The 13,567-nt window shown below is 59.0% G+C and carries 11 protein-coding genes; 4 read left to right on the forward strand and 7 right to left on the reverse strand.

Going from position 1 to position 13,567, the window contains the following annotated elements:
- Positions 1-978 precede the first annotated feature (978 nt).
- Positions 979-2,754 carry a hypothetical protein gene (locus QRN31_RS14470; protein ID WP_285432657.1) on the forward strand — a complete coding sequence of 592 codons (1,776 nt, stop codon included), beginning with the start codon at positions 979-981 and terminating at the stop codon, positions 2,752-2,754.
- 75 nt (positions 2,755-2,829) lie between these two features.
- Here the strand turns inward: QRN31_RS14470 and QRN31_RS14475 are convergent, their stop codons facing one another.
- The 7 genes from QRN31_RS14475 to bioB form a co-directional block, all read right to left on the reverse strand.
- Positions 2,830-4,635, reverse strand: coding sequence for a phenylacyl-CoA dehydrogenase (locus tag QRN31_RS14475; protein WP_285432659.1), 1,806 nt, complete (start codon positions 4,633-4,635; stop codon positions 2,830-2,832).
- A 278-nt stretch (positions 4,636-4,913) separates the two neighbouring features.
- Entirely contained in the window at positions 4,914-5,210 is a 297-nt protein-coding gene (locus QRN31_RS14480) for a pyrroloquinoline quinone biosynthesis protein PqqE (protein ID WP_285432660.1), read from the reverse strand.
- A 111-nt stretch (positions 5,211-5,321) separates the two neighbouring features.
- Positions 5,322-6,002 (reverse strand): dethiobiotin synthase, encoded by a 681-nt coding sequence (gene bioD / locus QRN31_RS14485; RefSeq protein ID WP_285432662.1) that lies wholly within the window; start codon positions 6,000-6,002, stop codon positions 5,322-5,324.
- Entirely contained in the window at positions 5,999-6,811 is an 813-nt protein-coding gene (gene bioC / locus QRN31_RS14490; protein WP_285432663.1) for a malonyl-ACP O-methyltransferase BioC, read from the reverse strand. The genes bioD and bioC overlap by 4 nt, the downstream gene beginning before the upstream one ends.
- The gene (locus QRN31_RS14495; RefSeq protein WP_285432664.1) at positions 6,804-7,535 is read right to left on the reverse strand and encodes an alpha/beta fold hydrolase; all 732 of its coding nucleotides are present in this window, start codon (positions 7,533-7,535) and stop codon (positions 6,804-6,806) included. Before QRN31_RS14495 ends, bioC begins: the two co-directional genes overlap by 8 nt.
- Entirely contained in the window at positions 7,528-8,706 is a 1,179-nt protein-coding gene (bioF, locus tag QRN31_RS14500) for an 8-amino-7-oxononanoate synthase (RefSeq protein WP_285432665.1), read from the reverse strand. Before bioF ends, QRN31_RS14495 begins: the two co-directional genes overlap by 8 nt.
- A 156-nt stretch (positions 8,707-8,862) precedes the next feature.
- Entirely contained in the window at positions 8,863-9,918 is a 1,056-nt protein-coding gene (gene bioB, locus QRN31_RS14505) for a biotin synthase BioB (RefSeq protein ID WP_285432666.1), read from the reverse strand.
- Between the two features lie 92 nt (positions 9,919-10,010).
- Here bioB and QRN31_RS14510 point away from each other — a divergent pair, with 92 nt between their 5' ends.
- From QRN31_RS14510 to QRN31_RS14520, 3 genes are all read left to right on the forward strand, one after another.
- On the forward strand, positions 10,011-10,751 hold the full coding sequence (locus QRN31_RS14510) for a ComF family protein (protein ID WP_285432667.1): 741 nt from the start codon (positions 10,011-10,013) through the stop codon (positions 10,749-10,751).
- An 89-nt stretch (positions 10,752-10,840) separates the two neighbouring features.
- Positions 10,841-11,605 carry a TOBE domain-containing protein gene (locus QRN31_RS14515; RefSeq protein ID WP_285432668.1) on the forward strand — a complete coding sequence of 255 codons (765 nt, stop codon included), beginning with the start codon at positions 10,841-10,843 and terminating at the stop codon, positions 11,603-11,605.
- A gap of 58 nt (positions 11,606-11,663) precedes the next feature.
- On the forward strand, positions 11,664-13,565 hold the full coding sequence (locus QRN31_RS14520; RefSeq protein WP_285432669.1) for a PhoX family protein: 1,902 nt from the start codon (positions 11,664-11,666) through the stop codon (positions 13,563-13,565).
- The last annotated feature ends 2 nt before the right edge of the window (positions 13,566-13,567 follow it).

Consider the following 13,567-nt stretch of genomic DNA (forward strand, 5'->3'; position numbering starts at 1 on the left):
TCTTGGCTCAGGCTTGATTAAGACACTGGTCTGTCGCACCGACGGTGCGCCTAATCGAACTTTAGCTGTAACAAATAATTTCAACAGGAAAAATCAAAAATTTTTATCTACATCGATACAAATAAAAATGCCTCGCAAACACGCCTGACAGCATGCACCAACAAAGACTATGGAGGCCTCTCAAATATGGTGAATTTCCCCCAATACTGGGTAATCTCCCCCAATGCATGCAAACACCGGATTTAACAAACAACATCAAGTTAATGATTTTAAAGATAAATATTTCATTAAACACCTGGCATAGCAATTGCTCCCCACACTTCATAGCAACTAATAAAATTTACGACTTTGTTGACAAGGTTAGGCCTTCAGGAAAATAAGCTTTTATAAGAATTCAATACTTCGCGCGTGCACTAGTTGCGCTGCGTGAGCTATTGCTTTTATTAATATCAGAACAAATTTTGTGACCAATACATTTTTCTTGCAATATGATTCCGCCCGGAGTAGATATAGACAACGTTTCTCATTTAGCACTTGTAAACGAAGTGCTTACAGCCATACAGCAAATACTAAACTTCACTTCGCACACTCCCAAACTTGGGCATATACCCCCCCCTATGTTGGTGGATATTAATTCGGTAGTGTTGTGCGCAATACCATCCTTGGCCGCGCACCCCGCATTCTGAGTGCGCCGGTGATTGTTTGTGTCTAATTATTTCAAAGCAGGCACGACAACTGCATCGTGTGGCTCAGGCTCAAGGAAATGCCTCTCGCGTTTGCGTCCGTAACCGGCCGACGCAACGCAGGTGCAAGCATCCGAACGGCAAGTGTCAACCATACACAGGCACTTACCCCGCTGGATCGGGCCAACATTCGACACTCACGGCTTTGCGTTTTCCCTGCGCAGGATTCAGCGCATCAGCAAATCTACGGGCTCGATTGGCCGGTAATTGGTCTTGCAAGATACTGGAGTGAGCCATGACCTTATCTTTGTACAAAAAAACGCTCGGCATACCGCTGCTGCCTGCCAAACGATTCAACGGCATCTTCAGTCGCCAAGCACTGCTCGCCAGTGCCGTCGCTGTCGCATTGACCATTGGTGGTGGCGGAGATGCATTTGCCAAAAACGGAGCTGGCGGTGGTGGTGGCGGCGGGACTGCCAAGCCCCCTGGCGTGCCCTCGCCGTTCACGACACCCACACTGCCCGACCCGGTTTTTACCAACCCGACTGCGATTCATGGGTTTAGCGTTACAGGCTTTATCCAGAACATGACGCTGGACTCCACCAATGCGAATTGCCCCAATACCAGCGCCCCGGGCCGCTTTGGGGGGACAGTCCAATTAAACGGCGTCACGATAACGGTTCCTTGCAACACTGTTATACAGATGCCGGCTAACACCCTGACCTGGGCCGAGTTCGTCAGGGGTGGAACCCTGGCACTCGGAAAATCAGCGGCGGCCTACCCCTCGTTCGAAATTCATGTGGTAGGCAATGCCGTCTCCAACAAGCAGATTGCCGGACTGATCTTTGTCTCCCAGCAATCAGTCAACGCGGGAAGCGGATTCATTACCCGGATCGACTACACCAACGGCAACCTTGAAGTTGACAGCGGGAACCCGACGCAACCCACGATTATTCAGATCAACGACCCTAGCGGACGTTTTGGCCGTCCCCAAAGCCCCGACCCACGCTTCTCCGTCGATGATGCCAACCCGACCATCCATGCAGCCACCGGCTACCCGATGTGCGTGCCACGCACGATTTCCGGGGACGATGCGCTCTGCCCACAGAAAAACCGCCCAAAAGTGGTCACCCCGACCACGACCAACAACTGCCGCAATTTCAGCCAGGCCGGTGTCACGCTTCCAGCCAGTGGGGAACTCTCGGCGCCCGCAGTGGGCCAGGTCTATTGCAGCCAGTACGTCATGAAGAGATTCAGCGATGCTACACGCACGGCGACGGACCCCGATCCGACACAACAGGCCCCCTTCGAAGTTGGCGACTTCATCAGTTGGTCCGGCACTCTGTTCAAGTCTGCAACAGCGGGATCCCCGGACTTCATCTCTGCACACACGATCGAGGCGAATGTCGGGATCTACACTCAGCCTGGCTCGCAGCCCAGCTACATGGCTATCGGGGAATTTGGCATCGGTACGGCCGACCCCGCCGCAACGGCCATCAACGGGGTAGCCCAAGAGACGCAGGACCGGATTTTCCTTGAAGCCTCGACCACCGACATCAAGACCCCGGTCGACATCTATCTGATAGATGTCAATCCATCGACAGGTGTACAAACCAATCGCTGGATTACTCCCTATGAGATGACGGGTGAATGCAACCCTGGGCTGGGCCTTGCGACCACTTGCCTGGGAGCCTCGGGTGGGATTACCACACAGAACACGGGTGCTCAGCCACAACGCGCCAGATTGCGTGCGACCAAAGCGCCCGCTGGGCTTCTTAGCCAGCCGACACGTACCTTGCGCGTCGTTGCGCGGTCACTTTGCGTTCCGCAGCAGAGCTTATCCCAGACTGCCGTGGACAGTTGCCTCCAGAATGCGGGCAGGCTGACCGTCGCCAATGGACTGATTGCCGGACAGTATGTGGCACCGGTGTTTGAGTTCATCTTTCCGGAAGGCGTCAAGCCTGGCGATCCTGTAGTGCCTAACGACTTCTGGCATCTGCCGTTCATACGTAATGGCGAAGGCGTGAGCACCCCGACTGGCGTCGGCCCGCTGGATCCGACGCCATGGTGATCAAGGCCTGACCTCAACGCAAAAAAACCGCCGCTCCCGGAGGAAGCGGCGGTTTTTTAAGGACCGCGTTAAGGCTTAGTAGCCCAGCGCGAAGTCTTCTTCTTTCATGTCCATCAGGTTATTGGCGCCCGACAGCATGGTTGCAACGTGAGTGCGGGTACGCGGCAGGATGCGCTGGAAGTAGAAGCGCGCAGTCTGCAGCTTGGCGGTGTAGAACGCCTCTTCGGAAGTGCCGGCAGCCAGTTTCTCGGCAGCCAGGCGCGCCATGTCAGCCCAGAAGTAGGCCAGGCAGGCGTAACCGGAGTACATCAGGTAGTCCACCGATGCCGCGCCAACTTCTTCGCGGTCTTTCATGGCAGCCATACCGACCTTCATGGTCAGCTCGCCCCATTCTTTGTTCAGTGCAGCCAATGGCTCGACGAACTCTTTGACGGCTTCGTTGCCTTCGTTGGTCTGGCAGAACTTGTGGACGATCTTGGTGAAGCCTTTCAGAGCCTCGCCTTGGGTCATCAGCACTTTACGGCCCAGCAAGTCGAGTGCCTGGATACCCGTGGTGCCTTCGTACAGCATCGAAATGCGGCTGTCGCGAACGTTCTGCTCCATGCCCCACTCGGCGATGAAACCGTGACCGCCGTAGATTTGCACGCCGTGGTTGGCGGATTCGAAGCCGACTTCAGTCATGAAGGCTTTGGCGATTGGCGTCATGAAGGCCAGCAGTGCGTCGGCTTTCTTCTTCTCTTCTTCGTCCACGCCGTACTTAACGATGTCGACTTGTTTGGCCGTGAAGTAAACCATCGCGCGGTTGCCTTCGGCGAACGCCTTCATGGTCAACAGCATGCGACGTACATCAGGGTGCACGATGATTGGGTCAGCGGCTTTTTCCGGCGCTTTCGGGCCAGTCAGGGAACGCATTTGCAGACGATCGCGAGCGTATTTCAGGCCACCCTGGAAGCCGATCTCAGCGTGAGCCAGACCTTGCAGAGCTGTGCCCAGACGTGCGGTGTTCATGAAGGTGAACATGCAGTTCAGGCCTTTGTTCGCCGGGCCGATCAGGAAACCGGTGGCCGCGTCAAAGTTCATCACGCAGGTGGCGTTACCGTGGATGCCCATCTTGTGTTCCAGGGAACCGCAGCTCACAGCGTTGCGAGCGCCGATCGAACCGTCTGCGTTTGGCATGAACTTGGGAACGATGAACAGCGAAATGCCCTTGGTGCCAGCCGGTGCATCCGGCAGGCGTGCCAGTACGATGTGGACGATGTTGTCGGCCATGTCGTGTTCACCGGCCGAGATGAAGATCTTGGTGCCGGTGACTTTGTAGGAACCGTCGGCCTGAGGTTCAGCCTTGGTGCGCAGCATGCCCAGGTCGGTGCCGCAGTGCGGTTCGGTCAGGCACATGGTGCCGGTCCATTCGCCGGACACCAGCTTGGTCAGGTAAGCCTCTTGCTGCTCAGGCGTGCCGTGCTCGGAAATGGTGTTCATCGCGCCATGCGACAGGCCTGGGTACATGCCCCACGACCAGTTGGCTTCGCCAACCATTTCGCTCACGGCCAGACCCAGAGATTCCGGCAGGCCTTGGCCGCCGTGCTCTACGTCGTGAGCCAGGCTTGGCCAGCCGCCTTCAACAAATTGCTTGTAGGCTTCTTTGAAGCCCGTCGGAGTTTTAACGCCGGACTCGCTCCAGGTGCAGCCTTCGGTGTCACCCACGCGGTTCAGCGGAGCCAGCACCTGCTCACAAAACTTGGCGCCTTCTTCGAGAATGGCGCTAACCATGTCTGGAGTTGCGTCCGCACAAGCCGGAAGGCTCTGATAGTGCGCTTCGTAGCCGAGCAGTTCGTCACGAACGAAGCGAATATCACGCAAGGGGGCCTTGTAGTCAGGCATAGCGATAAACCTCTGCTGATGTAACCGGGAATGAACGACCGTGTTGATTTGTTGTGACGGTCAAACAGTTGTTTGAAACATACGTTTACGCCCAAATCTTGTCAAGCGCCGATCTTTTGCCGTTCGTCATCACGCCATACAAATGCTCGGCGCGCGGACGCGCACCGCCGTTGACCGAGCAACACGTCGTGTAGGAAAGATTAGTTGAGAGAGAAGGACTTACGCACAAAAACGCCGCGAACAGTCGCGGCGTTTGGAGAGACGGATTCAGCGAGGGATCAAGCGAAGGTATCGATCAACGTTCCCAGCATTTCATCGGAAGCCTTGGCGACCTTGGCACCGGCTTCGACCTGGAACTTGCCCTGGGCCATCTCGACCATGTTGCTGGCCAGGTCCGATTGCTGACTGCGGTCTACCGAACGCAGACGATCGACCTGAGCCTCGGAAGACTGGCTGGTCACCGAACGCTCGACAGTATTGCCGGCGATTTGGCCAGAGGCCTGATCGACACGGTTCTGCCCTGCCTGAATAGTGCTCAGACCGGCATAAAAAGCGCTGTTTCCTGAGATTTCCATAAAGGACCTCGTCCTGCAAAGGATCAACAGTGGCCATTGAAACAGACCCACTGATAAAAGACCCGACAAAAACACTAATGGCACAGTGCCTTGTCATAGAGAGAACCGACGTCAGTCCAGCAAATCCAGCTGAAGATGTTCTGCCACCGCTTCGGCCGTCACCGATTTGAGTTTCGGCACGCGCCCAAGACAAGGCGCGGGAATACGCTCGGCGAGGGTCGCAAGGTTCTCCTCCAGCCGCGAGGTCTTTGGATCAATGATATTCGCCACCCAACCTGCCAGCTGCAAACCGTCCTGGGCAATCGCTTCGGCTGTCAGCAACGCATGATTGATACAACCCAATCGCACGCCGACCACCAGAATCACCGGCAGGTCCAGCGCCTTCGCAAGATCGGACAGATTGTCCTGATCCGCCAGCGGCACGCGCCAGCCGCCAGCGCCTTCGATCAAGGTGAAATCGGCCTGCATGTCGAGAATCTCGAGCATGGGCGTCAACAGTGATTGCACCGTCAGCGCCACCCCGGCTTCCCGCGCCGCCAGATGCGGAGCAATCGCTGGCTCGAATGCCACCGGATTGACCTGTGCATAAGTCAAAGGCAACGAGCACTCGGCCAGCAGCGCCAGCGCATCAGCGTTGCGCAACCCCTTGGGCGTCACGTCGCAGCCCGAGGCGACCGGCTTGCCCGCCGCCGTACTCATGCCCGCCGACCGCGCAGCATGTAACAAGCCTGCAGCAACGGTGGTCTTGCCGACATCAGTGTCAGTGCCGGTGATGAAATAGGCTGCGCTCATACGGGTTTCTCCAACACGGCGTAGACCACCTGATAAGTCGCCGGCAGTCCTTTGGCCTCACGAAACTGCTCATAAGCCTCGATCAAGCCGAGGATACGCGCCCGACCGGTCAAACCACCCGGTCGACCGGGGTTCAGGTTGTGCGCACCCAACGCCTTGAGCTCATGGGTCAAGCTGCGCACGTCCGGGTAATACAACACGTGAGGAAGGGCCTGCAGACTTGTAATGCCCAAGCCACTGGCCGCACACAGCTGTTGATAAACGTCCAACTCGCGGAAGCGATTGACATGCACCATGCCATCCACCACACGCCAGCTGTCACGCAACTCGAACAACGTCCCTACACAAAGACTAGCAAATGCGAAAATCCCGCCCGGCTTGAGTGCCCGGAACGCCTCGCTGAGCACCGATTCGAAGTCCGCACACCACTGCACCGCAAGGCTGGAAAAGATCAAGTCGCAGGTCGAATCCCGCAGTGGCAAACGCTCCGCATCGCCGGCAATGAAATGGCTGGCGCCACCCAATGGTCGGGCGTGGTTGAGCATGCCTTCGGCAATGTCCATCGCCAATCCGTCACCCGAGGGGAATCGCTCGCCCAGGGACCGACTGAAATACCCGGTGCCGCAGCCCAGATCCAGCCAGACACGCGGAACAAACTCACCCGGCAAAAGGCTCAACAATTGGTTGCCGACATCGCGCTGCAATTGAGCGACGCTGTCGTAGCTAGCCGCCGCACGGGAAAAGGAGGCCGCTACCTGGCGCTTGTCTGGCAAGCCGCCGGGCAGATGGGGAAAAGATAAATCAGTCATCACCGGACTCGTGCAAAAAGGCCTGGATCGCCCCGGCCACGCCGTGGGGGTCTTCCAGAAGAAACGCATGGCTGGCCTGTTCGATCAGGCCGATTTCGACATCCGGCAGCAACGCCAGCAAGTCCCCCGCTGCTTCAGCCGGGACCAGCCCGTCGAGGCCGGCAAACAAATGCAGTTGTGGGCCGCGGAACGCCTGCAACGCCTGGCGCGTATCCAGTTGTGCAAGCAGCTCCAGACCGCTCATGAGAATCGATGCGGACGTATTCGGCGCACCACCGAGCAACAATCGCGACAGTCCGCGAGGGTCTTGCGAACCCTGAGCGCAAAGCAGTGAAAAGCGTTTCAACGTCAGGCGCGGATCAGCCTTGCAACCGGCCAGAAACGCATCGAAGGTCTCGCCGGCCATCGCGCTCGGCCATTGTTCATGGGCGACAAAAGAAGGATTGCTCGCCAGCGTCAGCAAACCGCAGCAACGATCACCACGCCGCGCCGCCAACTCGGACGCGAGCATGCCGCCAAGCGACCAGCCGCCGAGCCACGTATCCTGCGGCACCGTTGAATCGAGCTCATCGAGCCACTCTTCAAGATCGCTCGACTCCAGTTCCGGCAACGGCTCGATCTCGACCCGCAGGTGTTCGTCCAGCCCTTGCAGCGCTGCTGCCAATGGCTCCAGCGGCGATATTCCGAGGCCCCAGCCGGGGAGCAGAATCAGTCGATCACGCATGGCTTGGCTCCGGTCCAAGTTGTTGGAAACAATCGGCCAGTCCATTCAACAATAGCTGCACCTGCGCCTCGCTGTGGGCGGCGGTCAGGGTCACACGAAGACGGGCGCTGCCGGCAGGCACGGTGGGCGGCCGGATCGCCGTCACCATCAGCCCGCGCTCGCGCAGCATCTGCGACAACCGAACCGCACGCCCGGCGTCGCCGATCATGATCGGCTGGATCGGCGTGAAGCTGTCCATGAGCTCGAGGCCAATCTGCTCGGCGCCATGACGGAACTGGCGGATCAGCGTTTTCAGATGCTCGCGTCGCCAGTGCTCAGTGCGCAGCAACTCGAGACTCTTGAGCGTCGCGCAAGCCAGCGCCGGGGGTTGGCTGGTGGTGTAGATGTAGGGACGGGCAAACTGGATCAGGCTTTCGATCAGTTCTTCACTGCCGGCGACAAACGCCCCGGCCGTGCCGAAAGCCTTGCCGAGGGTCCCGACCAGCACCGGCACGTCTTCCTGGCTCAGGCCGAAATGCTCGACGATCCCGCCGCCATTGGCGCCCAGCGGGCCAAACCCGTGAGCATCATCGACCATCAGCCACGCCCCCTTGGCCTTGGCTTCCCGGGCCAGCGCTGGCAGGTCGGCGATATCGCCGTCCATGCTGAACACGCCGTCGGTAACCACAAGCGTATTGCCGGTCGCTTTCTCAAGTCGTTTGGCCAGGCTCGCCGCATCGTTGTGCAAATAGCGATTGAAACGCGCACCCGACAACAAACCGGCATCAAGCAAAGACGCATGATTGAGGCGGTCTTCCAGCACCGTATCGCCCTGCCCCACCAGCGCCGTGACCGCACCGAGATTGGCCATGTAACCGGTGGTGAACAGCAACGCACGCGGTCGACCGGTCAGATCGGACAAAGCTTCTTCCAGCGCGTGATGCGGGCTGCTATGACCGATGACCAGGTGCGAGGCCCCGCCGCCGACACCCCAACGAGACGCACCGGCGCGCCAAGCCTCAATCACTTGCGGGTGATTGGCCAGGCCCAGGTAATCGTTGTTGCAGAACGCCAGCAACGGCTGGCCGTCGACCACCACTTCCGGGCCTTGAGGGCTTTGGAGAAGCGGGCGCTGGCGATAGAGGTTTTCGGCACGACGGGCAGCAAGGCGTGCGGCGAGATCGAAAGACATGCAGGCCTCGGCGGTCAGATCACAAACTCAATGTGGGAGCGGGCTTGCCCGCGATAGCGATCTATCAGCCGATATTTATGGTGATAGTGACGCCGTCATCGCGGGCAAGCCCGCTCCCACAGGGTTTTGCATTTGTTCAGAAAGGTCGGGAAGGCTTCAAACAGCCGCGTTATAGAACTGCTCGCTGCTCTTCTGCTCAACCAGTGCCTGCTCGATCGCAGCCTGATGCACCTCGTCGGCATGCTCTTCGCGTGCTTCCGGCAGGATGCCCAGGCGACCGAACAGTTGCATGTCCTTGTCGGCCTGCGGGTTGGCGGTGGTCAGCAGTTTGTCGCCGTAGAAAATCGAGTTGGCGCCAGCAAAGAAAGCCAGGGCTTGCATCTGCTCGTTCATCGCTTCGCGGCCGGCGGACAGGCGCACGTGGGATTGCGGCATCAGGATGCGTGCGACAGCGAGCATGCGGATAAAGTCGAACGGGTCGATATCATCGGCGTTTTCCAGCGGCGTACCGGCGACTTTCACCAGCATGTTGATCGGCACCGACTCTGGATGCTCTGGCAGGTTGGCCAGCTGGATCAGCAGGTTGGCGCGGTCATCAAGCGACTCGCCCATGCCAAGGATGCCGCCGGAGCAGATTTTCATCCCCGATTCACGCACGTAGGCCAGGGTTTGCAGGCGCTCGCTGTAGGTGCGGGTGGTGATGATACTGCCGTAGAACTCAGGCGAGGTGTCGAGGTTGTGGTTGTAGTAATCGAGGCCGGCCTGGGCCAGCGCTTCGGTCTGGTCCTGATCCAGGCGACCGAGGGTCATGCAGGTTTCCAGGCCCATGGCCTTCACGCCCTTGACCATTTCCAGCACGTACGGCATGTCTTTGGCGGACGGGTGTTTCCACGCCGCGCCCATGCAGAAACGGGTCGAACCGATGGCCTTGGCGCGAGCGGCCTCTTCGAGGACCTTCTGCACTTCCATCAGTTTTTCTTTTTCAAGACCGGTGTTGTAGTGACCGGACTGAGGGCAATATTTGCAATCTTCCGGGCATGCGCCGGTTTTGATCGACAGCAGCGTCGACACCTGGACGCGGTTGGCGTCGAAGTGCGCGCGGTGCACCGTCTGCGCCTGGAACAACAGGTCGTTGAATGGCTGGACGAAGAGTGCTTTGACTTCGGCCAAAGACCAGTCATGACGCAGGGTTGCAGTGGTGCTGGCGCTCATGGGTGCTTCCTTTGTTTTATGCTTGGCAAGCGGCTGAGGGATGGAATACCCACAGACGCGACACGGATGTTCGGCATATTTAAGGAAGAGCGATGCGCTGTCAACCACGATACGAAGGACCGGTTTACATCTGGTTAAAAAATAAACAATTCTGTTTGCTTTGCTCGGAAGAGGCCGATGAGGACACACCCATCTGCATAGCCTGTGAAACCGAGTTGCCCTGGCTGGGTGATCAGTGCCAAACCTGCGCGCTGCCGTTACCCTCCGCCGGCCTGACCTGTGGCCAGTGCCTGAATCAACCGCCCGCCTTCGAGCAAGTCGCCGTGCCGTGGACTTACAGCTTTCCGGTGGACACCTTGATTACCCGTTTCAAACACTCAGCCAAGTGGCCATTTGGCCACCTGCTGGCCGAACTTCTTGCCCAGTTCCTGCAACATCGCTTCGATGAGGACCTGAACCGGCCAGATGCGCTGGTCCCTGTGCCGCTGGCCTCCAGGCGCTTGCGCCAGCGTGGTTTCAATCAGGCGGCGATGCTCGCCCGCTGGCTTGGCAGCCGCCTTGACCTACCGTGTGACGAACGGCTGCTGCTGAGAGTTCAGGACACCAGTGCGCAACAGGACCTGACTGCCGATGCTCGCAAAAAGAACCTGCGCAATGCTTTTGCCTTGGTGCCGGACGCGCCAATCAAGGGGCGGCATCTGGCATTGGTCGATGACGTGCTGACCACCGGTGCCACGGCGCAGGCCCTGGCCCGATTGCTGATGGACGCCGGCGCTGCACGGGTTGATGTCTATTGCCTGGCGCGCACACCTAAACCCGGTGACACCCTTTAACTCGCTCCCACAAGGAATGCGGCCTGACTTGACTCCCTCGCGCCAAGCCGCCAACGTCTTCACAACGTCATCAGTCAAAGCACCTCGCCATGTCCCTGCCTACGTTGTTGTCCCAGCACATTGTCCGCCGTCCTCAGCGCATCGCGTTGCTGCAACACATTGCCGAACAGGGTTCGATCACTCGTGCGGCGAAAAGCGCGGGGCTGAGTTACAAGGCTGCGTGGGATGCCATTGACGAGCTGAACAACCTCGCGCAAAAACCGCTGGTGGAGCGCAGCGTCGGCGGCAAGGGCGGCGGTGGCGCCAGACTTTCCAGCGAAGGTGAGCGCGTATTGCGCCTGTATCAAAAGCTCCAGGCCTTGCAGGCCCAGGTGCTGGAAGCCGCCGAAGAGGCCAGCGATCTGGACCTCCTCGGTCGGCTGATGCTCAGGACCAGCGCGCGCAATCAGTTGCATGGCAAGGTCCTGGTAATTGAAAGCCAGGGGCACAACGATCGAATCCGTCTTGAACTGGCCGAAGGCTTGACCCTCGATGCGCAGATCACGCATGACAGCACCGTGCGTCTGGAACTGGAAACCGGCACTGAAGTCGTGGCGTTGATCAAGGCGGGATGGCTGGAATTGCTGGCTGTGGATCAACAGGCAACACCTGGCAACAATATTCTGCACGGCACCGTCGAAGCCATTCTCGATGCCCAGGACGGCCCCAGCGAAGTGCGCATCGGCCTGCCCAATGGCCAGACACTCTGCGCGCTGGCGGCATCGCTGCACCTGAGGACACTTGGGCTGGCCCCTGACAAGCCGGTGCTGGTGCAGTTCGCGCCCTCCAACGTGTTGCTCGGGACACCGCTCTGAAACAAAAGCTTCATTGAGGCTCTTTAAGGTGGCTGCAAAAACCAGCAGGGAGCCTGATGTGAGCCTATTAGAAGAAGACCAGTCCACCGACCTTGAAAGAATGGTCGGCCTCAGCCGTCGCGGCTTCATCAGTGCCGGCGCCCTCTGCGGTGCGGCCATGTTTTTGGGTGGCAACCTGCTGAGCCGCAGCGTACTGGCCGCGAGCGTCAGCGCCGGCACCAGCAAACTGTTGGGCTTTGACAGCATCCCCTCTGCCACCAGCGACGCCATCAGCCTGCCACCGGGTTACAAGTCTTCGGTGCTGATCAGTTGGGGCCAGCCGCTGCACAAAGACGGTCCGGCGTTCGACCCCAGCGGCAACGGCACCGCCGAGCAGCAGGAAGTCCAGTTCGGCGACAACAACGACGGCATGAGCCTGTTCGAGTTTCCCGATGATAAAAACCGGGCGCTGATGGCGATCAACAATGAATACACCAACTACCGCTACCTCTACCCGCACGGCGGCATGCCGCAATCGGCCGAAGAAGTTCGCAAGGCGCTGGCCTGCGAAGGCGTGTCGGTGATCGAAGTGCAGCGCAAGAACGGTCAATGGCAATTCGTCCAGGGCTCGCGTTACAACCGGCGCATTCACGGCAACGCGCCGATCAGTCTTAGCGGTCCGGCCGCCGGCCATGAATTGCTTAAAACCAGCACAGATCCCCTCGGCAAGAACGTCCTCGGCACGTTCCAGAACTGCGCCAACGGCAAGACGCCGTGGGGCACTTACCTGACTTGCGAAGAGAACTTCACCGACTGCTTCGGCAGCAGCAATGCCGAGCAAAAATTCGACGCCGCGCAAAAGCGCTACGGCGCCGTGGCCGCCAGCAAAGAGATCAACTGGCACCCATACGACGATCGCTTCGACCTGGCGAAAAACCCCAACGAGCTCAACCGTCACGGCTGGGTCGTGGAAATCGACCCGTTCGATCCACAATCCACGCCGATCAAACGTACCGCCCTGGGTCGCTTCAAACATGAAAACGCGGCCCTGGCCGAAACCCATGACGGCCGCGCCGTGGTGTACATGGGCGATGACGAACGTGGCGAGTTCATCTACAAATTCGTCAGCCGCGACAAGATCAACCACAAAAACCCCAAGGCCAACCGCGACTTGCTGGACCACGGCACCTTGTACGTGGCGCGCTTCGACGCAGGCGACGGCAACGCCGACCACCCGAAAGGCCAAGGTGAGTGGATCGAACTGAGCCACGGCAAAAACGGCATCGACGCCAGCAGTGGTTTTGCCGATCAGGCCCAAGTACTGATTCACGCGCGCCTCGCTGCCAGCGTGGTGAAAGCCACACGCATGGACCGCCCTGAATGGATCGTCGTCAGTCCCAAGGATGGACAGGTCTATTGCACGCTGACCAACAACGCCAAACGCGGCGAGGACGGCCAACCGGTGGGCGGACCGAACCCCCGTGAGAAAAACGTTTACGGGCAGATTCTGCGCTGGCGCACTGACAAGGACGATCACGGCTCGAAGCGCTTTGCCTGGGACCTGTTCGTGGTCGCCGGCAACCCCGGCGTCCACGCGGGCACGCCCAAGGGCGGTTCGTCGAATATCACACCGCAGAACATGTTCAACAGCCCGGACGGGCTGGGCTTCGATAAGGCCGGACGTTTGTGGATTCTCACCGATGGCGACTCGAGCAATGCCGGTGACTTTGCCGGCATGGGCAACAACCAGATGCTGTGTGCCGACCCGGTGACCGGGGAAATACGCCGTTTCATGGTCGGGCCGATTGGCTGCGAGGTCACCGGGATCAGTTTTTCGCCGGATCAAAAAACGCTGTTCGTCGGGATTCAGCATCCGGGGGAAAACGGCGGATCAACATTCCCTGAGCATCTGCCTGACGGCAAGCCGCGGTCGTCGGTGATGGCCATTACGCGTGAAGATGGCGGGGTCGTCGGCGCCTGATC

This window comes from Pseudomonas sp. fls2-241-R2A-110 (assembly GCF_030209165.1).
Taxonomy (GTDB): Bacteria; Pseudomonadota; Gammaproteobacteria; order Pseudomonadales; family Pseudomonadaceae; genus Aquipseudomonas.